The following is a 24,371-nucleotide window of genomic DNA, read 5'->3' on the forward strand; positions in this document are numbered from 1 at the left end:
GCTAATGACTAAAATCAGAGTTCATGAGTACGCAAAACAAATAGAAAAATCAAGTAAAGAAGTTATTGATCAGTTAGGGAAGCTTAATATTCAAGTGGCTAACCACATGTCAATGCTTGAAGGGGACGCAGTTCAAAAATTAGACAGCGTTTATAAAAAATCAAATCAGGTTAAACCTCAAGCATCAACACAATCAAAACCAACTGGACAGAATACGCAAACAAATCGTCCTGCAAACAACAATGGAAACCAAGGTCAGTCGAGACCAACTAGTCAAGGCCAATCAAGACCAGCTAACCAAGGTCAGTCGAGACCAGCAGGCCAAGGTCAAGGCCAATCAAGACCAGCAAGCCAAGGTCAAGGCCAATCAAGACCAGCAAGCCAAGGTCAAGGCCAATCAAGACCAGCAAACCAAGGTCAAGGCCAATCAAGACCAGCAAGTCAAGGACAAGGCCAATCAAGACCAGCAAGTCAAGGACAAGGACAATCAAGACCAGCAAGTCAAGGACAAGGCCAATCAAGACCAGCAAGCCAAGGTCAAGGCCAATCAAGACCAGCAGCTCAAGGTACTAATACTAATAGCCAAGGTAAAACATTTACTAATAATAAACCAGCTGGAAATAGCCGTCCAGGCGGACAAAATAGACCAGGTGGACAACAAAGACCGGGACAAAAATTCCAAAAAAGAAGAAAAGGTCCAACTACACCTGTTCAACCACCAGTACCAAGAAAAGAAAGAGAGCTTCCAGCAAAAATTACATTCACTGAGTCATTAACGGTAACAGAACTTGCGAAAAAACTTGGTCGTGAGCCATCTGAAATTATTAAAAAATTGTTTTTACTTGGAGCTATGGCAACAATTAACCAGGTTCTTGACAAGGATGCAATTGAATTAATTTGTGCAGACTATGGAGTAGAAGTAGAAGAAGAAATTAAAATTGATATTACTGATTTAGAAGCTCATTTCGAAATCGAAACAACAGAAGAAGATGAAGCAAATAAACAAGAACGTCCACCTGTAGTTACAATTATGGGACACGTTGATCATGGTAAAACGACTTTACTTGACTCTATTCGAAATACAAAAGTTACTGCAGGTGAAGCTGGTGGTATTACACAACACATTGGTGCATACCAAATAGTTAGTAGCGGGAAAAAAATTACATTTCTTGATACTCCTGGACACGCTGCTTTTACAACAATGCGTGCTCGTGGAGCAAAAATTACAGACATTACAATACTAGTGGTTGCAGCTGACGATGGTGTTATGCCACAAACTGTAGAAGCCATTAACCATGCAAAAGCGGCAGAAGTACCAATTATTGTTGCTGTAAATAAAATGGATAAACCATCAGCCAATCCTGATCGTGTCATGCAAGAACTAACAGAACACGGATTAGTATCGGAAGCATGGGGCGGGGAAACAATTTTTGTGCAAATCTCGGCTTTAACTGGGGACGGAATCGATAACCTTATTGAAATGGTCTTACTAGTTTCCGAAGTTGCAGAATTAAAAGCAAATCCAAAACGTCTTGCATTAGGGTCAGTAATTGAGGCTCAGTTAGACAAAGGTAGAGGTTCAGTTGCTACATTATTAGTTCAAGATGGTACTTTACGAGTTGGTGATCCAATCGTAGTAGGTCATGCATTTGGGCGAGTTCGCGCAATGGTAAATGATCTTGGTCGTCGAGTGAAAGAAGCGGGTCCTTCTACTCCTGTTGAAATTACAGGTTTAAGTGAAGTGCCACAAGCAGGAGATCGTTTTGTGGTTTTTGAAGATGAAAAAACAGCACGTCAAGTTGGTGAAAATAGAGCATCACAAGCACAAGTTAACCAACGTTCTGAAAAAACTCGTGTGACATTAGATAATTTATTTGATCAAATGAAGCAAGGGGAAATGAAAGAATTAAACTTAATCGTTAAAGCAGATGTTCAAGGTACAGTAGAGGCAATGGCTGCTTCCTTGATGAAAATAGAAGTAGAAGGTGTAAATGTACGAATCATTCACACTGGTGCAGGGGCAATTACTGAATCAGATATCAGTCTTGCAGCTGCTTCTAACGCTATTGTAATCGGTTTTAATGTTCGTCCTGATGTAAATGCGAAACGCGCTGCAGATGCTGAGGGTGTAGATATCCGCTTACACCGAGTTATTTACAAAGTAATCGAAGAAATCGAATTTGCGATGAAAGGATTACTAGACCCAGAATTCCAAGAAAAAATCATTGGTCAAGCGGAAGTTCGCGAAACTTTCAAAGTAACGAAAGTTGGTACGATTGCCGGTTCTTATGTGACGGAAGGTAAAATTTCTAGAGATAGTGGTGTTCGTATTATCCGCGATTCCATCGTTATATTTGAAGGTGAATTAGATACTTTAAAACGATTCAAAGACGATGCAAAAGAAGTAGCTAAAGGATATGAATGTGGTATTACCATTAAAAACTTTAATGACATTAAAGAAAATGATATTATCGAAGCATTCGTTATGGAAGAGATTAAACGTTAATGATTGTGTATGCAGAGTGTGAATATATCATTTCTACTGCACATTCCTTGAAAGAAAAGCGAGCAGTTTTACAACGAATGCTCACACGAACAAAACAAAAATTCAATGTTTCCATTGGGGAGCTAGATCACCAAGATGTATGGCAACGTACATGTATTGGCATCGTTATTGTTGCTTCAGATAAAGTAGCAGCCGAACGAGAACTGATGCATGCCATCAGATATTTGGATTCTAACCCTGAGTGGGAACGAATAGAATTTAGAAAAGAATATTTATAAACAGAATATGAGGTGTAGCGATTATGTCGATGCGCGCAAACCGTGTTGCTGAACAAATGAAAAAAGAGTTAGGCGAGATTATTGTCCGAAAACTAAAGGATCCTAATATAGGCTTTGTTACTGTGACAGATGTAGAAGTCACTGGTGATCTTCAACAAGCAACTATTTATATAACTGTGCTTGGTGGAGAAGCGAAAAGTGGTCAAACACTAAAAGCTCTAGAAAAAGCTAAAGGATTTATTCGTTCTGAAATAGGACAACGAATTAGACTTCGGATAACGCCTGAACTGCTATTTAAGTTTGATGAATCGGCAGCATATGGAAATCGAATTGATAATTTGTTAAGACAGATTAACAACTCGTCAGAAGAATAAAAAATAAGAGAAGTCTGCTTACTACAACAAGCAGACTTCTTTGTTATATATTATCGTTAAATGAGGTGAAAACGTGTACGAAGGCATACTTCCTTTATGGAAAGAAAAAGGGATGACCTCCCATGATTGTGTGTTTAAACTCCGCAAAATATTAAAAATGAAACGAATAGGACATACAGGTACACTAGATCCAAGTGTAGAAGGCGTTTTACCGATTTGCTTAGGCCAAGCTACGAAAGTATCTGAATATATTATGAACGAAGGAAAAACTTATATTGCAACGGTTAGCATAGGGAAATCAACTACGACAGAAGATGCTGATGGCGAGGTTGTAAGTAAAGATGAAACGGATAAACATTTTTCGCGAGAGCAGATATTAAAGGTTTTAGAAGAATTAACAGGTGAAATCGTTCAAACTCCACCAATGTTTTCTGCAGTAAAAGTAAATGGAAAAAAATTATATGAATACGCAAGAGAAGGAAAAATAGTGGAACGTCCAAGCAGAAAAGTAACTATTTATTCACTTGATTTATTGGACGAAATTATAGAATTTTCTGGAAAAAACGTGTCGTTTTCTATTGAAATTAGCTGTAGTAAGGGTACATATATCAGAACACTTGCTGTACAAATCGGTGAATTACTTGGTTATCCAGCGCATATGTCTTCTTTAGTACGTACTGCTTCGGGTAGCTTTACGAAATCTCAATGTTTAACACTTGAGGAAGTAAATCTAGCAAACGAAAGTGGGCTTTTGAATGACTCTATATTCCCTATAAAGCATGCTTTACTAAGCTGGCCAAACGTAGAAATAACAATAGAAAACGAGAAAAGTATTGCAAATGGTCAAGTAATAATTGCCCATTCATTACTTGAAAAAAATGAAAAAATTATTTATACAAAAGATTTAATTCCAAAAGCAGTATATGTAAAACATCCAACGAAAAGTGGCATGATGAAACCTGAAAAAATGTTTTCAGCTGAAAAAGGAGATTAACATGGAAGTACATCATTTATCTTACCCACATCATTTGTTCGAAAATGAGAACGAAGATGCTTATTCTTTAGCAATCGGTTTTTTTGATGGCATACATAGAGGCCATCAAGCGGTCATTCAAGATGCTTTAACTGTAGGAAAAGAGCTTCAGATCAAAACGGCCGTAATGACTTTTGACCCTCACCCATCACTCGTGCTTGGTAAAAGTAAAGAGCAAGTCTTTTATATTACACCTATGGAACAAAAAATAGAAGTATTAAAAGGGCTAAATGTCGATACATTATTTGTTGTTCGTTTTACTTCTGATTTTGCAAAGTTAACACCTGTACAATTTATTGACTCTTTTATTAAAAAAGCGAATGTGAAGCATGTGACAGCAGGCTTTGATTTTACATTTGGTGCATTTGGCAAAGGCACTATGAAAGAAATGGAACAGTTAGCGGGTGGAGAATACACCGTTTCAGTTGTAGATAAACAAATGTTGACAGGAGATAAAATAAGTTCAACTCGAATAAGAGAGGAACTGAAAACTGGAAATATGGAACAAGTGAAAGAACTTTTAGGCCGCCCATTTATGTTATCTGGGGTAGTTATTCACGGAGATAAAAGAGGTAGAACGATAGATTTTCCAACCGCAAATGTACAACCGATGGAAGGTCAATTTATACCTTCGACAGGCGTCTATGCAGTGAAAATACAAGTGCAAGAAAATTGGTATGAAGGTGTTTGTAATGTTGGATATAAACCAACATTTAATAACCCAGAAGATAAAAAGCTTTCCATTGAAGTGCATATAATTGATTTTGACCAATCTATATACGGTGAAGAAGTAATAGTTCACTGGTATTCCCGTATACGATCGGAGCAAAAGTTTAATGGAATTGATGCTTTAAAAGAACAAATTGGAAAAGATAAACTAGTAGCTGTTAATTATTTCCAAATAAACGAATGAGTTGATTCTGATGCATTCATATGGTATATTTTAAAAGTACAAATTGTACTAAACCTTTCCTTGGCTTTTTCGATTCTCCAACGATTGCTCAGGAGCAGGGGATATAAGAATATTTAGGAGGAAAACAAAATGGCAATTACAAAAGAACGTAAAAACGAACTAATCGCTGAGTTCAGAACTCATGAAAGCGATACAGGATCTGCAGATATTCAAATCGCAGTTCTTACAGCAGAAATTAATTCTTTAAACGAACATTTACGTACACATAAGAAAGATCACCATTCACGTCGTGGTCTATTCAAAATGGTTGGACGTCGCCGTAACTTATTAAAATACTTACGTGAAAACGAAGTACAACGTTACCGTGACCTAATCGCTAAACTTGGTTTACGTCGATAATATTTCATGGAATTAAGCGGGATTCGTCCCGCTTTTTCTTTTGCGTAAAAATACTTCGCATAGTTTCGGTATTTTTGATACACTACTTATGATACATATAACTTTTATATACCTTACATTAGGAATTTTTGAAGTTGAGAGGAGTCCAGATTAAATGAGTGAAAAGAAAGTATTTACGTACGAATGGGCAGGCCGCCCGTTGCAAGTAGAAATTGGGCAACTTGCAAAACAAGCGAATGGTGCAGTTCTAGTAAGATATGGTGATACTACTGTATTATCAGTAGCGACTGCTTCGAAGCACCCGAAGAATCTAGACTTTTTCCCATTAACAGTTAATTACGAAGAAAAATTATACGCTGTTGGTAAAATTCCAGGTGGATTCATTAAACGTGAAGGTCGTCCTTCTGAAAGAGCAATTTTAACTAGTCGTTTAATTGACCGTCCAATTCGTCCTTTATTCCCTGATGGCTTCCGTAATGAGGTTCAAGTAATTTCCATCGTTATGTCTGTTGACCAAAACTGTTCGTCAGAGATGGCTGCTATGTTAGGTTCTTCGTTGGCACTTAGCGTATCGGATATTCCTTTTGATGGACCGATTGCAGGAGTTCAAGTTGGTTTAATTGGAGAAGATTTCATCATTAATCCGACTGTAGAACAAATGGAACAAAGTATTTTAGATCTTACTGTAGCAGGAACTAAAGATGCTATTAACATGGTAGAAGCTGGAGCAAAAGAGGTTTCTGAAGAAGTCGTGTTAGAAGCTATTATGTTCGGACATAGTGAAATTGTTAAGTTAATTGAATTCCAAGAAAAAGTAGTTGCTGAAATCGGGAAAGAGAAAAAAGAAATTGCTCTTTTTGAATTAGATAAAGTGCTTTTAGAAGAAGTAAAAATTCTTTGTGAAGTAAACTTGGTACAAGCTATTCAAGTGCAAGAAAAGCATGCACGTGAGGATGCAATTAGCAAAGTTAAAAATGAAGTATTAGAAAAGTATACAGAAAAAGAATCAACAGACGAAACGCTAAAACAAATTCGTGAAATTTTAGATGCGATGGTTAAAGATGAAGTTCGCCGTTTAATCACAGAAGACAAAGTGCGTCCAGATGGTCGTGGAGTAGCTGAAATCCGTCCTCTTTCTTCTGAAGTTGGTGTTTTACCTAGAACGCATGGTTCCGGATTATTTACACGTGGACAAACTCAAGCATTAAGTATTTGTACATTAGGACCACTTGGCGATGTTCAAATTATTGATGGTATTGGTCTAGAAGAATCAAAACGTTTCATGCATCATTATAACTTCCCACAATTTAGCGTAGGGGAAACAGGACCAATTCGTGCTCCAGGTAGACGTGAAATTGGACATGGTGCATTAGGAGAACGTGCTTTAGAAGCAGTAATACCAGATGAAAATGATTTCCCATATACACTTCGTTTAGTAGCAGAGGTGCTAGAATCGAATGGTTCTACTTCTCAAGCAAGTATTTGTGCATCGACACTTGCAATGATGGATGCTGGTGTACCATTAAAAGCACCTGTAGCTGGTATTGCAATGGGTCTTGTTAAAAAAGGCGAAAATTACACAATATTAACTGATATTCAAGGGATGGAAGATCATCTTGGAGATATGGACTTTAAAGTGGCTGGGACATCTAAAGGGATCACAGCACTTCAAATGGACATCAAAATTGACGGCCTATCTAGAACAATCTTAGAAGAAGCTCTTGAGCAAGCCAAAATTGGTCGTATGCAGATTTTAGAAAGCATGCTTACAACTATTGGTGAACCTCGTGAGAAATTGTCTAAATATGCTCCGAAAATTGTAGTTATTAAAATCAATCCTGATAAAATCCGTGATGTAATCGGACCAGGTGGAAAACAAATTAATAAAATCATCGATGAAACTGGCGTGAAAATTGATACTGAGCAAGATGGTACCATTTATATTGCTTCAGCAGATGAAGAGATGATTGCTCGTGCAAAAGAAATTATTGAAAACATTGTTCGCGTAGCTGTAGTTGGTGAATACTATCTTGGTAAAGTGAAACGAATTGAAAAATTTGGAGCATTCGTAGAAATATTCACTGGTAAAGACGGCTTACTGCATATTTCCGAAATTCAAGAAGAACGTACGAAAAATGTAGAAGATGTCCTTAAAATTGGCGATGAGCTTTTAGTTAAAGTAATTGAAATCGACAACCAAGGCCGTGTAAACTTATCTCGTAAAGTAGTAATAAAAGAAGAAAAAGAGCGTGCGGAACAAAAAGACCAATAATTAAGAATAGTGCTAGTGGATGCCCTGCCGCGACAAGTTTGCGAGCCAGGGATCGGGAGCTGCATAGTTTCTGAGTAGAAAAATGTATACTTTTACAAAACTAGGTTGACCGTAGACTAGCTTCTACGGCAACCTTTTTAAATGGATGAATAGAATAGTTAGGGGTGCTAATTTGATAAAGAAAAATACTTGTAATAATGGACTTCGTATTGTATCGGAACATATTCCGCACGTGCGTTCAGTAGCGGTAGGTATATGGGTGCAAGCTGGTTCTAGGTACGAACTTCCAGAAGAAAATGGTTTAACGCATTTTATTGAACATATGCTTTTTAAAGGAACAACTACCAGGTCAGCAAAGCAGATAGCGGAAGAATTTGATCGAATCGGTGGTAATATTAACGCTTTCACATCAAAAGAGAATACATGTTATTATGCAAAAGTTTTGGATCATCATGCGGAGCATGCCGTAGAAATTCTTGCAGATATGTTTTTCAATTCACTTTTTGATCCTAGTGAAATTGAAAAGGAAAGACAAGTGGTTTTAGAAGAAATAAATATGGTGGAAGATACACCAGACGATATTGTTCATGAATATCTATGGCAAAAGATGTATGAAAATGATCCTTTAGGGTCTTCCATATTAGGAACAGAAGATACACTAAATAGCTTTACAAAAGAAACAATCTTGTCTTATATGGAAAAACATTATACTCCTGAAAATGTTGTTATTTCAGTTGCCGGAAATATTCAAGAAGGCTTTATCGAATATATTGAGTCGTTATTTGGAAAATTCAAAAGAGCAAAATCACCAATTTTTCCGATAGAAACGCCTACAATTAAAGCAATATATACCGAAAATTTTCGAGAAACAGAGCAAGCACATATTTGTTTAGCATATCCTGGTTTAAGTGTGAAAGCAGACAATATTTATAGTTTAGTTGTATTGAATAATATTGTGGGAGGAAGTATGTCTTCAAGGCTCTTCCAAGAAATACGTGAAGATAAAGGGCTAGCATATTCGATTTATTCGTACCACTCTTCTTATGAAGATACTGGAGTAGTAGTAATTTATGGAGGAACATCTAGTAATCAATTAGTTGAATTAAAAACCTCTATACTTGATTCTATACGTACAATTGTAGAAAATGGAGTTACAGAAGTGGAAATTACTAATTCAAAAGAACAGCTAAAAGGTAATTTACTCTTAGGTTTAGAAAGTACAAATGCACGAATGAGTAGAAATGGTAAAAATGAGTTGCTTTATGGAAAGCATCGTTCGCTCGATGAAGTAAGCGAGACAATAGATGAAGTGACGCTAGAATCCGTAGTAGAACTTGCAAAAGAAATTTTTTCGTACAAACCAGCTATTTCCATCATTAAGCCCAAAAAAGTCGATCAATAAAGTTCGGCTTTTTTTTGTTATTTCTCACGTCTGTTGGTTAGCTAATTATTCCCACTGACATATGTGAGTTAACTAAAATTAACCAACAAATTATATTTTAGAAATAGTGCGACTTAGTAACCGCCTGTCGCTCCAATCCAATGAAGTTTGCTAGCTAATCAGCGATATTATCCTACCATATTAAGGAAGGTGCTCAACGTTGAAATAGTGCACCATTAATTTGCGCCTCTCATGCCAAGTAAAGGCTTTACTAAGAGATGTTTGTCGCGCTCGGAATAGGTTTTATCGCTTTCAATTGGTAGTATGTCGCGTTCAAAACCAGTTATGTCTCATTCATCCATTTATTGGATTTTATTAGAAAATGAGGATACTTATTGCCGGGGCGAGTCGGGCAGCATGAGCCGAAGGATGTGACCCACTCGGGCGCAGCACGAGTTGGCTCATGCAAGGTGCGGCAAGCGCGGAGGCATACTGCGCGATATTTCTAAAGTGACCAAAGTAAAACGACGACGTGTAAATGCAAATGGATTCTATGAACCTTTTCACTAAAATGTAGTAATGCGGAAAACCAACAGGCGTGATTGTTTCTATCCAAAGCAAATCTGCTTTTCTTATTCACTTTGTTTGGCTAAAAGGCATATACATAAGTAGAAATATAGATAGGGGAGGGGAAAGGTTGTTACTTTCGGAACTTGCTGAAAAAGAGCTTATTCAAGTAAAAGATGGTGCAAGATACGGAAAACTCGCAAATACCGAGTTGCTTTTTGATCCAGCTACTGGAAAAATTGAAGGGTTTGAAGTATCCCTGAAGACAGCTTCTTTTTTTCAAGCGAATAAAGCAAACAAGAAAAAAGAATTTATTTCTTGGAAAGAGATTATTCTTATAGGGAAAGACCGTATTTTGTTCAATGAAACGGATTCTTTTAATGACGATAGTGGATACTCATGAATAAAAAATGTGTCATCATCGGAACGGATGATAGATTACGGTACTTGCAGGAAGAATTGTCCAGTAGTCTCGAAGTTAAGTTATTTTCAACAATGGTATGGGATGATAAATTAGTAAAAAAAATTCATCAATTTCAGCCGCAAATAGTGTTTTTTCCAATTCAAGAAATGGAAATGAAATGTCCATTAAATTTACCAAAAATATGTGAAATTCTTTTTGTTGGAAAGAAATTCAAAGAATTAGAACAGGAATATGAAACTCAGAAACGAAAGGTATTTAATTATTTAGAAGATGAACAGTGGATATGGGATAATGCAAATTTAACTGCTGAAGGCTTTATTAACTACTTTTATTTGAATGAAAAACAGTCATTGTATAATAAACAATTTATCATCACTGGGTATGGAAGAGTTGGTAAAAGACTAGCATTTGCGCTACATCACCTAGGAGCGAAAGTGATTATTTCTGTACGATCCGAAAATCAGCTATTTGAAGCAAAAAGTTATGGGTATCAAATAGAAGCGTTAGAAAATTTAATACAGAAGCAAAAAGAACAAAAAGCTTATTTAATAAATACCATACCTTTTAAATGGCTAGAAAATACAAAAGCTTTGCATTTCACTAAAGTATACGATCTGGCTTCTAAACCGGGTTGCCTTTTAAATAGTGAGGAAACTGCAGCTAATTATGTGAACCCTACTAGCTTGCCGGGGATGTATTTCCCCCAAGATGCCGGCTATATAATAGCTAGGTCGGTTCAAAATCAATTAGCTTTACTGGAGGAGGAAAAATAGTGTTAAATGGTCTTCGAATAGGTCTTGGAATAACCGCTTCTCATTGTACCTATGAGGAAGTAATTCCAATGATAAGACAGTTTACAGATATCGGTGCAACCGTCGTTCCAATTATTACGTACTCTGTATTAACGGCAGCAACTCGATTTGGAACAGGGGAAGAATGGATTGAAAAAATTGAAACGGCAAGTGGCAGCAAAGTCGTCTCAAAAATTGTCGAAGCTGAACCATTTGGTCCGACCAATCCACTCGATTGCATGGTTATCGCTCCGATGACGGGAAATTCGATTAGCAAGCTTGCAAATGCGCAAACAGATTCTCCTGTATTAATGGCTGCTAAAGCAACCTTGCGAAATGGAAAACCAGTCGTACTTGGTATCTCAACGAACGATGCGCTTGGTTTAAATGGAATGAATATTATGAAGCTCCTTTCCACCAAAAATATTTATTTTATCCCCTTTGGTCAAGATAATCCTCATAAAAAACCAAATTCATTAATAGCGGACTTTACAAAAATAATCCCAACAGTAGAACATGCCATTCAATCTCGGCAATTACAGCCAATACTTATTGGCCATTCATTATAAATATTAAAGATGATGTATTATCATGTATAATATGATACAATATCGCCATTATGTTTTGATTTGAGAGGAGAGCTATTCATGTCAGAAGGTTATACAGTAGCAATAGTGGGAGCAACAGGAGCAGTTGGTCAAAAGATTATCGAAAAATTGGTAGAGAGAAGTTTTCCTTTTAGAAATTTAAAACTACTTGCTTCAAAGAATTCAGCAGGTAAACAAGTTGAAGTTAATGGTTTCCTATATACAATTGAAGAGGCTACACCAGAAGCTTTTCAAGGGGTTGACGTAGCTTTTTTCTCTGCTGGAGGTTCCATTTCTAAAGAATTAGCAAAAGAAGCTAGTAGTAGAGGTGCGATTGTAATTGATAATACAAGTGCTTTCCGCATGGATAAGGATGTTCCGCTTGTTGTACCAGAAGTGAACAAACATGCCTTACATGAGCAAAAAGGGATCATTGCTAACCCTAATTGTTCTACTATTCAGATGGTTTGCGCATTAGAGCCGATAAAGCAGCATTACGGGTTAACTAAAGTAATTGTTTCTACTTATCAAGCAGTGTCAGGTGCAGGCGTAGCAGCTATTAACGAACTTACAGCGCAAAGCACAAATATGAAAGAGAAGAATCCAAACCCTCATATTTTACCTGTCAAAAGTTCAGAAAAACATTATCCTATTGCAGGAAATGTGATTCCCCAAATTGATATATTTGGCGAAGATGGATTTACATTTGAAGAACATAAAATGATGAATGAAACGAAGAAAATTATGTCGATGCCCGAGCTTTCGATTGCCGCAACTTGTGTACGAGTGCCAGTAGTTACAGGTCATTCAGAATCAGTTTATCTAGAAGTAGATAGAGAGAATGTATCAGTAGATGAGTTAAAAGAATTGCTGTCAAATTCAGCAGGAATTACCGTCCAAGACAAACCGGAGCAACAACAATATCCAATGCCTTATTTTGTAGAGGACAAAGATGAGGTTTTTGTCGGGCGTATTAGAAAAGACCCATCAAACAGTAAAGGCTTCCATATGTGGATTGTTTCTGATAACTTATTGAAAGGTGCGGCATTAAATTCCATTCAGATTGCAGAAGCTTTGATTGAAGAAGGTATATTAAAAGAGGTGTAACGAAATGAATTTAGGTCAAGTTTCTACAGCAATGGTTACTCCATTTCAAGCGGATGGTTATATTGATTATATTGCAACTGAAAAATTAGTTGAGCATTTAATTTCTACTGGAACAGATTCTCTAGTTGTTTGTGGAACTACTGGAGAATCCCCAACATTATCTACATCTGAAAAACTGAAATTGATCCAATTTGTTGTGGAAAAAGTAAATAAAAGGATTCCTGTCATTGCAGGAACAGGCAGTAATAATACAGCTGATTCGATTGATTTATCCCTAAAAGCAGAAGCACTAGGTGTAGAAGCAATTATGATTGTAACGCCATATTACAATAAACCCAATCAACGAGGAATGATTGCACATTTTGAAGCAATTGCAAACGCAACCAATCTGCCAATTGTGTTGTATAATATTCCAGGTCGATCTGGAGTAAATTTAGAGGCTGATACAATTGTCGAATTGAGTAAAAACCCCTCAATTCAAGTTGTAAAAGAAGCTAGTGGTAGTTTGGATCAAATGACGAAAATTTTGGCAAATACAGAAGAAGATTTCCTAGTTTACAGTGGAGATGATGCATTGACATTACCATTATTGGCAATAGGAGGAACTGGAATCATTTCAGTTGCCTCACATGTTATCGGAAAAGATATACAAGAAATGATTCATGCATTTCATGATGGGGACCATAAACACGCAGCAAAAATTCATCAACGGATTTTACCAGTTATTAATGGATTGTTTCAACATCCAAATCCTGTTGTAGTAAAATATGCCCTATCTAAAGTAGGGGTAAATGTAGGTTCTCTGCGTCTTCCAATGGTTGAAATGACGGAAGAGGAAAAAACAAGTTTTGATCAAATATGGGATGAATATATACTAAGTAAATAAGTAAAAAAAGACTGAAGCTTCTGTTTCAGTCTTTTTTTACAAGATAAGAAAGTATATGAATCTTGGATGCTAGTAATCCAGTAATAGTAAGTATTCATAGTAGAATTTCAAGAGTTTGATCTTGATTTTTTTAGTTTTAACGTCCACAGTGTACATGAATCAGTGCCTGTATGATTAGAGTAGGTGGTACTAGAGAAAAATAGATAGTATCTATCTATAAAGAAGCGCTGAGCGGACGAAATTGCATCTTCGTCCGCTTTTAAAAGAATAGGAAAGGATTTATTCTCTCATTAAATAAACCTTACGCACCTTGTCTCTACATATTCCAAGAGGGCGACGGTCAAACATCCGCCACAAGATTACTGAAAAAAATGGATCGTGAAGTGACGCAGTCACTTCACGATCCACAAAAAAACACTGCTAATAGTGTAGCGATAATTCGTCCAAAGTACTCTGGGAATAGAAAAGACAAGAGCACTTAAAGGGCGTTAGCGTTTTTCTTAGAATTTGGATATAAATTTTTATACCATCAACAGTTTTATATCCTCTGCAGTCGGCCGCTTTCCGAGAGTCTCACTAAAATTTAACTCTTTACTTAGAGAAATGGTTGCTTTCACCTTGCAATTAGTTGCTCTAAGCCAGTTTTTAACTTTTTAGTTGGTTGTTTGGACTTTATAATATCAGTGACCCTGTGGTAAAAGAAAAAAATAGATAGAATTTATTGATAAAGAAGTGCAGAACGGACGAAATTGACTCTTCGTCGGCTTTTAAAAGAATAAGTAAGTATCTGATCTCTCATTAACCAAACCGAATGTACTTAAAGGGAGCTAGCTTTTTCTTATGAAGTACGTATTCTGGACGAGCAAAATAAATGCTTTGTGCTTTTATTATTGTGTGAATCGTCATCGTTCGATATAATGAAAATAAGTGGATGTTGATCGGGTTAAATATAGGAGGAAAACAATTGGTAAAAGTAAAAAATGAACTTATTCGAATCATCCCCCTCGGTGGAGTAGGGGAAATCGGAAAAGCAATGTACGTAGTAGAAATTGACGAAGAAATATTTGTAGTAGACAGTGGACTAATGTTCCCAGAAAATGAAATGCTGGGTATAGATATTGTCATACCGGATATAACTTACTTAGAAGAAAATAAAAATCGCGTAAAAGGAATATTTTTGACACATGGACACGAAGATTCCATAGGATCTATTGCTTATTTATTACAAAAAATTCAAGCCCCTGTGTATGGTTCAAAGTTAACGATTGCACTAGCTAAGACGCATTTAAAAGCGCTACCTACAAAGCAATCAGTTAAATATTTTGAGGTTACAAATAAAAGCCGGATGAATTTCCAGAGCACTTATGTGACATTCTTTCACACAACACATAGTATTCCAGATTCATTTGGTATTGTATTTCATACTTCAGAAGGTGCCATTGTGCATACGGGAGAATTTAAATTCGACCAATCTGCAAAAGGAAAATACCGTCCGGATATCGCGAAAATTGCTAGCCTAGGTGAAGAAGGCGTATTTATATTACTATCGGATTCAACGGAAGCAGAAAGACCAGGATATACGACATCAGAGGCAGTTATTGAAAACCAATTATTAGAAACATTCCACGCTGCTCGAGGTCGTATTCTCGTGTCTTTATATGCTTCTAACTTTATTCGAATTCAACAAGTATTCGATAAAGCAAAAGAGACAGGTAAAAAGGTAGCAATTGCAGGGAAAAGCTTAGAAAATATTTTTGAAATTGGATTAGATTTAGGTTACTTTACTGTTGATGAAGAAACAATTATTCCTATTAGAGAAATATCAAAGTACAATGATGATGAAATTGTAGTCATCTTATCTGGTAATCAAGGAGAGCCGCTGGAAGCGTTAGAAAAAATAGTTCGCAAACACCATAAAGATATTAAAATAAAAGATACAGATACAGTATTAATCACGTTTACACCATCACCTGGAATGGAAGTAAGCATGTTTCAAACAATGAACCAACTTGCAAAGGCTGGGGCGAAAGTACTGACATCCAGCAAAAATGTTCATGTATCTGGACATGGTAGCCAAGAAGATTTAAAAATGATGTTAAACTTAACAAGACCAACCTATTTTATTCCAATTCAAGGCGAATATCGTATGTTAATTGCACACTCAAAACTAGCTCAAGCTATAGGCATGACGAAATCTGAAATTTTTATTGCGGACAAGGGTGATATTGTTGAATATAAAAATGGCAAGATGAGAATGAGTGGAAGGGTACAGGCTGGGAATGTATTAATTGATGGGATTGGCATAGGTGATGTAGGTAATATTGTACTTCGTGATCGTAAGCTGCTCTCGCAAGATGGAATTTTTATAGTAGTAGTGACCCTAAATCGTGCGCAAAAGAAAATTGCATCTGGCCCAGAAATTCTTTCGAGAGGATTCGTTTACGTAAGGGAATCTGAAGCGTTAATGGATGAATCAGCTAAGCTTGTCAGAACGATTGTTGAAAAATATGTGAATAAAGAAACGTTTGAATGGACAAACATTAAACAAGAAATCCGCGATACGCTAAACTCATATTTATTCCAACAAACAAAAAGACGTCCAATGATCATCCCGATTATTATGGAATATTAATAGGAGTGTGAGGATTTCCTTCCGTAAGCGGATAGGAAATCCTTTTTATCTTTTAAAGGAAAGCAGGTGACTATTTTGGCCCAGAAGAAGAAAAGAAAAACATTAAAAAGACCAACCAAAAAAACAAACAAGCAATCAATGCATCCACTAATGTATGAAATCGTGGGATTGATTGTAATTGGAATTGCCATTATTTCTTTTTTTGAATATGGTCTAGTTGGTAGAGGATTGGCGTATATAGGTTATTTTTTCTTTGGTAATTGGCATATTGCTATTCCTTTTTTATTAATTGTTATTGCACTTATTGTTATGATTAAGCAAACGTTTCCATCTTGGAATCATCGACTATTATTAGGTTTTGCCTTTTTGTTAAGTAGCCTTTTGCTATTTAGCCACTTAGCTCTTTTCGAACAATTATTTCAAGGGAAGGCATTAGTGACCAATTCTGTCCTAAGAGAAAGTTATAGGATTTTAGTGGAAAGTGGAGGGATTGTAGATAGAAGAAGTTCTTTAGGTGGGGGAATGATTGGAGCAATCCTTTTTGCATCGTTCCATGTTCTATTTGACTCTTCAGGTGCCAAAATTGCTGGTTGGCTATTGCTACTAATTGGACTAGTCCTAATAACAGGAAAAGCACTCGTCCCATATTTAGTAGATTTATCACCCAAAATAAAAGACATAATAATAAATAGGAAGAAAAAAAAGAAACCAGCTATTTCTGAGAGAAAAGCAAGGAGATCCAAAAAAGAGATTGCGCAAGAAGAAGCGGTTACAACACATGAAGAAGAGACAATTCGTATAGAGGAAATAGTAGTAGATTCTGCTCCAATCATTTCTGCATTTACGGAACGTATTTCAAAAAGAGAAGTACCTGTTGAACCTTCTCCTGAACCAATTGAAATAAATATAGTTTCAGAAGTTGTAGAGAACGAAGATTATCAACTACCAGCAATCACGCTTTTAGATGCGCCTGCTCATAGCGATCAAAGTGGTGAGTTAAATGCCATTCAGGCAAACGCCAAGAAATTAGAACAAACATTTTTAAGTTTTGGAGTAAAGGCCAAAGTTACACAAGTACATTTAGGACCTGCTGTAACAAAATATGAAGTACTACCGGATGTAGGAGTTAAGGTAAGTCGTATTGTCAGTTTGCACGATGATTTGGCATTAGCCCTCGCTGCAAGAGACATACGAATTGAAGCCCCAATTCCCGGAAAATCAGCAGTTGGTATAGAAGTACCAAACAAAGAAGTAGCGATTGTAAGTTTAAGTGAAGTACTGGAATCTGAAGAAAATAATAAGCCGAATTTAAAACTATTAATAGGATTCGGGCGAGATGTTACTGGTCAAGCAGTATTAGCTGAACTGAACAAGATGCCTCATTTACTCGTTGCTGGCTCGACAGGTAGTGGGAAAAGTGTTTGTATTAATGGGATTATTGTTAGTATTATGATGCGTGCGAAACCTCATGAAGTAAAAATGATGATGATTGATCCAAAAATGGTGGAGTTAAATGTATACAATGGGATTCCACATCTATTAGCACCTGTCGTAACAGATCCAAGAAAAGCTTCTCAAGCATTGAAGAAAATTGTTTCTGAAATGGAAAGAAGATATGATCTATTCTCTCATACAGGTACTCGTAATATGGAGGGATATAACGAGCATATTGATAAATGGAATGAAGAAAACGAGGAAAAACATCCAAAACTTCCTTATATTGTTGTTATTGTAGACGAGCTAGCTGACTTAATGATGGTTGCTTCAAGTGATGTAGAGGATTCCATTACTAGGCTTGCACAAATGGCACGAGCTGCAGGTATACATTTAATTATCGCCACACAGAGACCGAGTGTGGATGTAATAACTGGTATTATAAAAGCAAATATTCCTTCCAGAATTGCATTTGCAGTGTCTTCTGCAATTGATTCACGCACCATATTAGATATGGGAGGTGCTGAAAAGTTACTGGGTCGAGGAGATATGTTATTTTTGCCAGCGGGTAGCTCTAAGCCAGTTCGAGTTCAAGGTGCTTATTTATCTGATGCGGAAGTAGAGAGGGTAGTTGACTTTGTTATTGAACAGCAAAAAGCAAACTATCAAGAAGAGATGATTCCAGAAGAAACTTCAGATTCGGAAGAACAAATGGATCGTGACGACCTGTATGATGATGTAGTTCAATTAGTTACGGAAATGCAGACTGCATCGGTTTCTTTATTGCAACGTCGCTTTAGAATTGGATATTCCAGAGCTGCAAGAATTATTGATCAGTTGGAAATGAATGGAGTAGTGGGACCTTACGAAGGTAGTAAGCCTCGGCAGGTACTTGCTCCAAAATACCCATTAGATCACGACCTTACATGACGAAATGATTACAGTCAAATGAAATTATGATTAAATCTTTTTTAAAATAAGAATAAAAGTATTTATTTCAATCATTAATAATGGTATAGTATGACTGATTAGTAGGAATGTTTTACATCAGAGGTCTGATCTCTATAAAATGGTGGTGTTTTCGTTGACAATCAAAGTGGACAATCGTCATTTATATCTTCAAGTAATTGACCGTCTAAAAAAAGACATTGAAAAAGGCATTTTCAAAGAAAAGGAAAAACTTCCTTCTGAATTTGAATTAGCTAAATCACTTGGAGTAAGTCGTGCAACTTTACGAGAAGCGCTTCGTTTATTGGAAGAAGAAAATGTCATTATGAGAAGACATGGCGTTGGAACATTTGTGAATTCAAAACCCGTGTTTACTTCAGGAATTGAGCAACTCTCAAGTGTTTCATCCATGATTCGGAGTGTTGGTATGGAACCGGGTACGATTTATTTAAGTTCTTTGCAAACGCTTCCTTCTAAAGATGATTTAGAACGCTTTCAATGCAACGAAGAACAATCTATTATTTCTATGGAACGAGTACGTACAGCAAATGGTGAGCCAGTTGTATATTGTATCGATAAAGTTCCAGAACAATATTTGCCAAATGATTTTCTCGTTAGAGAAGAAGGTTCCATTTTTTCTGCTTTAGAGGAATCTGGAGACATTCGTGTATCACATGCAGTAGCTTTCATTGATCCAGTGGGATATCATGAAGTTGCTTCACCAACATTGAATTGCGAACCAGAAACTTCATTGCTAGTATTAAAGCAACTTCACTACGATGAAAATGATCGAGTTGTTTTATACTCGAAAAATTATTTTAGAGCAGATAAGTTTAGCTTTCATGTTGTTCGAAAAAGGGTGTAAAATCATTTAAATTCCTGCTGATAAGAAAATTAATGGAGGTTTTCAATTTGACGAAACGTAATTTTGGATTAGGACTGTCACTTGTATTAGCTGCTGGTACTATCCTTGGAGCTTGTGGTTCAAAAGATGAAGGAACAACTTCTAAAGGGTCAGAAAGCACAGGTACTCCTGAAGCAAAAGATTTCTCACTAGCAATGGTAACGGATGTTGGTGGGATTGATGACAAATCATTCAACCAATTAGCTTGGGAAGGTATTGAAGCGTTTGGTAAAGAAAACGGCCTTAAAAAAGGTGATGGTGGATACGATTACCTTCAATCAGCTGGAAATGCTGATTATTCAACAAACTTAACAAGCTTAGCACGTCGTAACTTTGACGTAGTATACGGTATTGGTTTCTTGATGGAACAACCAATTGCTACAATTGCAGAACAAAAACCAGATAATCACTTTGCTTTAATTGACTCTATTGTTGATGCGCCAAACGTTGCTTCTGTAATGTTTAAAGAACAAGAAGGTTCATACCTAGCTGGTGTTGCAGCTGCTCTTATGTCTAAATCTAAAAAAATCGGTTTCGTAGGTGGAATGGAAATTCCAGTAATCGAACGTTTTGAAGCTGGGTTCTTAGAAGGTGTTAAAGCTGTAGATCCAAGTATTAAAGTAGATGTACAGTATACAGGTAAATTCGATGATGCTGCACTTGGTAAAACAACTGCAAACCGTATGTATTCTTCAGGCGTAGATATTATTTTCCACGCTGCAGGTGGTACTGGTAACGGAGTATTTTCTGAAGCAAAAGAACGTAAAAAGAAAGATCCAAATGCTAATGTATGGGTAATCGGAGTTGACTCTGACCAATATGCAGAAGGTCAAGTTGGAGATAAAAACGTAACACTTACTTCTATGCAAAAACGTGTAGATGTTGCAGTACAAGAAATTGCTAAACTTGCAATGGATGGTAACTTCCCTGGTGGTAAAACAACTACTTATGGTATAGCTGAAGGTGGAGTTGGTCTTGCTGACTCACGTGGAGCTATTTCAGATGATGTTTTAGCTAAAGTGAAAGAATACTCCGATAAAATTGCTGCTGGAGAAATTGTTGTACCTGAAAAAGCGGAAAAATAAGTAAGCCAAACATCATAAAGACCGAATTATTCGGTCTTTATGATATTTTAATTAATAGATGAAAGATTTTAAATATTTAAAGTCTTATTTGGGTTGTATGCAAAATCTAATGTTGAAGGTGGACATATTCAGTTTGGAGTAAAATAGTTTGACAACAATATCAATCAAGAAGTATTTTTATAGACTGACTGAATAAAAAAATTTAAAGTCTTTCCTGTATTAATTTTGTACTAGTATAGTAGGGAGTGAATTCATTGGATTATGTAATAGAGATGCTTGGTATTCGAAAAGAGTTTGGATCGTTTGTTGCAAATGATAACATTACCCTTCAATTAAAAAAGGGAGAAATTCATGCTCTTTTGGGAGAAAATGGTGCTGGGAAGTCCACACTCATGAACGTCCTATTTGGACTATATCAACCTGAAGCTGGGGAGATAAAAGTTAATGGGAAATCTGTTAACATTACTGATCCCAATGTAGCTAATGATCTTGGCATTGGAATGGTTCATCAGCATTTTATGCTTGTTGAAAATTTTACAGTTACTGAAAATATTATTTTAGGAAATGAACTAACAAAAAGCGGAATGCTTAATATTAAAGATGCTGCGAAGAAAATCCAGGCATTGTCCGAAATGTATGGTTTAGAAGTAGATCCATATGCAAAAATCGAAGACATATCTGTAGGTATGCAACAACGTGTTGAAATATTAAAGACGCTTTATCGAGGAGCAGAAATATTAATTTTCGATGAACCAACAGCTTCTCTTACACCTCAAGAAATAACGGAACTAATTCAAATAATGAAACGATTGATCCAAGAAGGAAAATCGATTATTTTAATTACACATAAGCTCAAGGAAATTATGGATGTTTCTGATCGAGTGACAGTTATTCGTAAAGGTGTAGGAATTGGAACCGTTATTACAGCAGAAACAAATCCAAATGATTTAGCTTCATTAATGGTAGGTAGACAAGTTGATTTCACTACTGTAAAAGATGAAGCCCATCCTACAGAAGATTCATTAATAGTGAAAAACCTAGTCGTAACAGACTATCGTGGGGTAGAGAAAATCAAAGGGTTAAATTTAACAGTACGTAAAGGTGAAATTTTGGGGATAGCAGGGATTGATGGAAACGGTCAATCGGAATTAATTGAAGCTATTACTGGCCTTCGTAAAGTGAAAAGTGGAACAATTTCCATCAATGGAAAAGATGTGACCAATAAAAAGCCTCGTACTATTACTGAAGCTGGGGTTGGTCATATTCCACAGGATCGACATAAACATGGACTAGTTCTCGATTTTTCAATTGGACATAATATCGCGTTACAAACATACTATATCCCTCCAATTTCTAAAAACGGAATTATTAATTACGGTAAAGTATCGGAACTTGCGCAAAAAATAATTACTGACTTTGATGTTCGTACGCAAGGGGAAGATACACTTGCTCGATCTCTATCAGGTGGAAATCAGCAAAAAGCAATTATTGGACGAGAAGTTATTCGAAATCCCGAATTATTAATCGCTGCTCTTCCAACACGTGGATTGGATGTAGGAGCAATCGAATTCATTCATCAACGCTTAATCGAACAACGTGATAAAGGAAAAGCGGTACTTCTTCTATCTTTCGAGTTAGATGAAGTCATGAATGTATCGGATCGTATAGCAGTTATTTATGATGGTCAAATTGTCGATACTTTATTGCCAAAAGAAACAACGGAGCAAGAGCTTGGTTTGTTAATGGCTGGACAAACAAAAAATGAAAAAGATGTAAATCAGGGGGATAAATCGCATGTCGAATAGAGTAGTAAATATACTTGTCCCTGTTATTTCTGTTATTTTAGGGCTGCTTGTTGGAGCAATCGTGATGTTAGTAAGCGGCTATGATCCTATAGCAGGATATAGTGCATTATGGAATGGTATTTTTGGTGATGCATATACGATGGGTGAAACAATACGACAGATAACCCCTTACTTATTATCAGGATTAGCGGTAGCGTTTGCTTTCCGTACGGGGTTATTTAATATAGGGGTTGAAGGTCAACTACTTGTCGGGTGGTTTGCGGCTGCGTATGTTGGAATCGCATTTGATCTCCCAATGTATATTCATTTGCCTTTTGCCATTATCGCTGCAGCCTTAGCAGGTGCATTGTGGGCATTCATTCCAGGTCTATTAAAGGCCAAGTTACAAGTGCATGAAGTTATCGTAACAATTATGATGAACTATATAGCACTTCACACAACAAATGCACTTATCCGTGTTGTTTCTCATGGTGGGGAAAATACAGGGAACATTAAACCAACTGCATCATTAAAATCCGCATTCTTTGAAAGTATAACGGATTATTCTAGATTACATTATGGTATTTTCATTGCACTTGCAATGGTTTTAGTCATGTGGTTTATTTTAGAAAAGACAACAACTGGCTTTGAATTGAAAGCAGTTGGATTCAACAAAAATGCTTCTCAATATGCTGGTATGAATGTTCAGAAAAATATCATTCTTTCCATGGTTATCTCAGGAGCATTTGCAGGACTCGCAGGAGCGATGGAAGCACTTGGTACTTTCCAATATGCAAATGTTAATGGTGGATTCACCGGAATAGGATTTGATGGTATAGCAGTAGCTCTGTTAGGTGCTAATACACCACTTGGGATTATTTTTGGTGCAACTTTATTTGGCGCGTTAAAATTTGGATCTTTGAATATGCCAAATGCAGCTGAAATACCTGTTGAGATCGTATCGATTGTCATAGCAATCATTATTTTCTTCGTAGCTTGTGGTTACGTAATTCGCTATTTCCTTGTAAAAATGAACAAGAAAAAGGAGGCGAAATAGTATGAGCTTTTTAGATGTTCTATATTTCATCATTCCAGCGGCTATTTTTTATGCCGCACCACTTATCTTTACTGCTATTGGTGGGGTTTTCTCTGAGCGATCAGGTGTTGTTAATATTGGACTAGAAGGTTTAATGGTAATGGGTGCATTTATCGGTATACTATTTAACTTGAAGTTCGTCGACGTATTTGGAACTTATACTCCGTGGGTTTCACTTCTTGCAGCAATGGTTGTGTGTGCAATATTTTCTTTAATGCATGCAGTTGCTTCCATATCTTTCCGTGCAGATCAAACAATCTCCGGAGTAGCGATTAATATGCTTGGTGTTGCAGTCGCATTATTTTCTGTGAAACTGATTTTTGGCAAAGGTCAAACAGACTACATTCAGGAACGTTTTATTCGATTTGATATTCCTTTTTTAAGTGACATTCCAGTCCTTGGACCGATGTTTTTCAAAGATGTATATTCTACATCTATCTTAGCTATTGGAGTAGCGATAGGAGCTTGGTTTGTCATATATAAAACTCCATTTGGCTTACGCCTCCGTGCTGTTGGTGAACATCCAATGGCGGCTGATACAATGGGAGTAAATGTAACAAAAATGCGTTATATAGCGGTTATATTATCTGGTGTTCTTGCTGGAATTGGTGGTGCAGTATATTCTCAATCCATCTCTGGAGAATTCAGTCATACTACTATTAATGGACAAGGTTTCATGGCACTTGCTGCGATGATTTTCGGTAAGTGGCATCCACTTGGTGCACTTGGAGCAGCGTTATTCTTTGGTTTCGCTCAAGCGCTAAGTATTGTTGGTGGTCAAATTCCTTATATCGATCAAGTACCAAGCTACTTCTTGCATATTTTGCCGTATGTTTTAACGATTTTGGCAGTTGCAGGGTTTATTGGTAAAGCACATGCACCAAAAGCTAGTGGCGTACCGTATATTAAAGGAAAACGATAAAACTTTTAGGGGCCAAATTCTTTTGGTTCCTTTTTGTTTGTCATGGAA

At 36.6% G+C, this 24,371-nt stretch carries 20 protein-coding genes; all 20 read left to right on the forward strand.

All coding sequences use genetic code 11. The features are described from left to right. Positions 1-4: 4 nt before the first annotated feature. The gene (gene infB, locus PB01_RS06840) at positions 5-2,506 is read left to right on the forward strand and encodes a translation initiation factor IF-2 (RefSeq protein WP_151699512.1); all 2,502 of its coding nucleotides are present in this window, start codon (positions 5-7) and stop codon (positions 2,504-2,506) included. Further along, entirely contained in the window at positions 2,506-2,784 is a 279-nt protein-coding gene (locus tag PB01_RS06845) for a DUF503 domain-containing protein (protein ID WP_151699513.1), read from the forward strand. Before infB ends, PB01_RS06845 begins: the two co-directional genes overlap by 1 nt. A gap of 23 nt (positions 2,785-2,807) precedes the next feature. After that, positions 2,808-3,158, forward strand: a complete 351-nt coding sequence (gene rbfA / locus PB01_RS06850; protein WP_151699514.1) for a 30S ribosome-binding factor RbfA — start codon at positions 2,808-2,810, stop codon at positions 3,156-3,158. A gap of 73 nt (positions 3,159-3,231) precedes the next feature. Next, complete coding sequence (gene truB / locus PB01_RS06855; protein WP_151699515.1) at positions 3,232-4,152, forward strand: tRNA pseudouridine(55) synthase TruB; 921 nt, start codon at positions 3,232-3,234, stop codon at positions 4,150-4,152. 1 nt (position 4,153) lies between these two features. Continuing rightward, complete coding sequence (ribF, locus tag PB01_RS06860; RefSeq protein WP_151699516.1) at positions 4,154-5,104, forward strand: riboflavin biosynthesis protein RibF; 951 nt, start codon at positions 4,154-4,156, stop codon at positions 5,102-5,104. A 129-nt stretch (positions 5,105-5,233) separates the two neighbouring features. Continuing rightward, on the forward strand, positions 5,234-5,503 hold the full coding sequence (gene rpsO, locus PB01_RS06865) for a 30S ribosomal protein S15 (RefSeq protein WP_151699517.1): 270 nt from the start codon (positions 5,234-5,236) through the stop codon (positions 5,501-5,503). A gap of 154 nt (positions 5,504-5,657) precedes the next feature. Beyond that, entirely contained in the window at positions 5,658-7,775 is a 2,118-nt protein-coding gene (gene pnp, locus PB01_RS06870; RefSeq protein WP_151699518.1) for a polyribonucleotide nucleotidyltransferase, read from the forward strand. Positions 7,776-7,947: 172 nt separating this feature from the next. Continuing rightward, the gene (locus PB01_RS06875; protein WP_151699519.1) at positions 7,948-9,177 is read left to right on the forward strand and encodes a M16 family metallopeptidase; all 1,230 of its coding nucleotides are present in this window, start codon (positions 7,948-7,950) and stop codon (positions 9,175-9,177) included. Positions 9,178-9,853: 676 nt separating this feature from the next. Beyond that, positions 9,854-10,126 (forward strand): YlmC/YmxH family sporulation protein, encoded by a 273-nt coding sequence (locus PB01_RS06880; protein ID WP_151699520.1) that lies wholly within the window; start codon positions 9,854-9,856, stop codon positions 10,124-10,126. After that, complete coding sequence (locus tag PB01_RS06885) at positions 10,123-10,920, forward strand: NAD(P)-dependent oxidoreductase (RefSeq protein ID WP_151699521.1); 798 nt, start codon at positions 10,123-10,125, stop codon at positions 10,918-10,920. The genes PB01_RS06880 and PB01_RS06885 overlap by 4 nt, the downstream gene beginning before the upstream one ends. Beyond that, positions 10,920-11,507 carry a dipicolinate synthase subunit B gene (locus PB01_RS06890; protein ID WP_151699522.1) on the forward strand — a complete coding sequence of 196 codons (588 nt, stop codon included), beginning with the start codon at positions 10,920-10,922 and terminating at the stop codon, positions 11,505-11,507. The genes PB01_RS06885 and PB01_RS06890 overlap by 1 nt, the downstream gene beginning before the upstream one ends. A gap of 78 nt (positions 11,508-11,585) precedes the next feature. Beyond that, the gene (locus tag PB01_RS06895) at positions 11,586-12,632 is read left to right on the forward strand and encodes an aspartate-semialdehyde dehydrogenase (protein WP_151699523.1); all 1,047 of its coding nucleotides are present in this window, start codon (positions 11,586-11,588) and stop codon (positions 12,630-12,632) included. A gap of 4 nt (positions 12,633-12,636) precedes the next feature. Next, a complete protein-coding gene (dapA, locus tag PB01_RS06900; protein ID WP_151699524.1) occupies positions 12,637-13,518 on the forward strand; it encodes a 4-hydroxy-tetrahydrodipicolinate synthase in 882 nt (293 codons plus the stop codon). Between the two features lie 964 nt (positions 13,519-14,482). Next, entirely contained in the window at positions 14,483-16,150 is a 1,668-nt protein-coding gene (locus PB01_RS06905) for a ribonuclease J (RefSeq protein ID WP_151699525.1), read from the forward strand. Between the two features lie 75 nt (positions 16,151-16,225). Next, the gene (locus tag PB01_RS06910) at positions 16,226-18,514 is read left to right on the forward strand and encodes a DNA translocase FtsK (protein WP_450088455.1); all 2,289 of its coding nucleotides are present in this window, start codon (positions 16,226-16,228) and stop codon (positions 18,512-18,514) included. Between the two features lie 154 nt (positions 18,515-18,668). Beyond that, complete coding sequence (locus tag PB01_RS06915) at positions 18,669-19,397, forward strand: GntR family transcriptional regulator (RefSeq protein ID WP_151699526.1); 729 nt, start codon at positions 18,669-18,671, stop codon at positions 19,395-19,397. Between the two features lie 47 nt (positions 19,398-19,444). Next, positions 19,445-20,521 carry a BMP family lipoprotein gene (locus PB01_RS06920; RefSeq protein WP_151699527.1) on the forward strand — a complete coding sequence of 359 codons (1,077 nt, stop codon included), beginning with the start codon at positions 19,445-19,447 and terminating at the stop codon, positions 20,519-20,521. 254 nt (positions 20,522-20,775) lie between these two features. Then, positions 20,776-22,326 carry an ABC transporter ATP-binding protein gene (locus PB01_RS06925; protein ID WP_151699528.1) on the forward strand — a complete coding sequence of 517 codons (1,551 nt, stop codon included), beginning with the start codon at positions 20,776-20,778 and terminating at the stop codon, positions 22,324-22,326. After that, positions 22,316-23,362, forward strand: a complete 1,047-nt coding sequence (locus PB01_RS06930) for an ABC transporter permease (protein WP_151699529.1) — start codon at positions 22,316-22,318, stop codon at positions 23,360-23,362. Before PB01_RS06925 ends, PB01_RS06930 begins: the two co-directional genes overlap by 11 nt. 1 nt (position 23,363) lies before the next feature. Further along, positions 23,364-24,323 carry an ABC transporter permease gene (locus PB01_RS06935; protein ID WP_151699530.1) on the forward strand — a complete coding sequence of 320 codons (960 nt, stop codon included), beginning with the start codon at positions 23,364-23,366 and terminating at the stop codon, positions 24,321-24,323. Positions 24,324-24,371 lie beyond the last annotated feature (48 nt).

The sequence above is a fragment of the Psychrobacillus glaciei genome (genome assembly GCF_008973485.1).
Classification (GTDB): domain Bacteria; phylum Bacillota; class Bacilli; order Bacillales_A; family Planococcaceae; genus Psychrobacillus; species Psychrobacillus glaciei.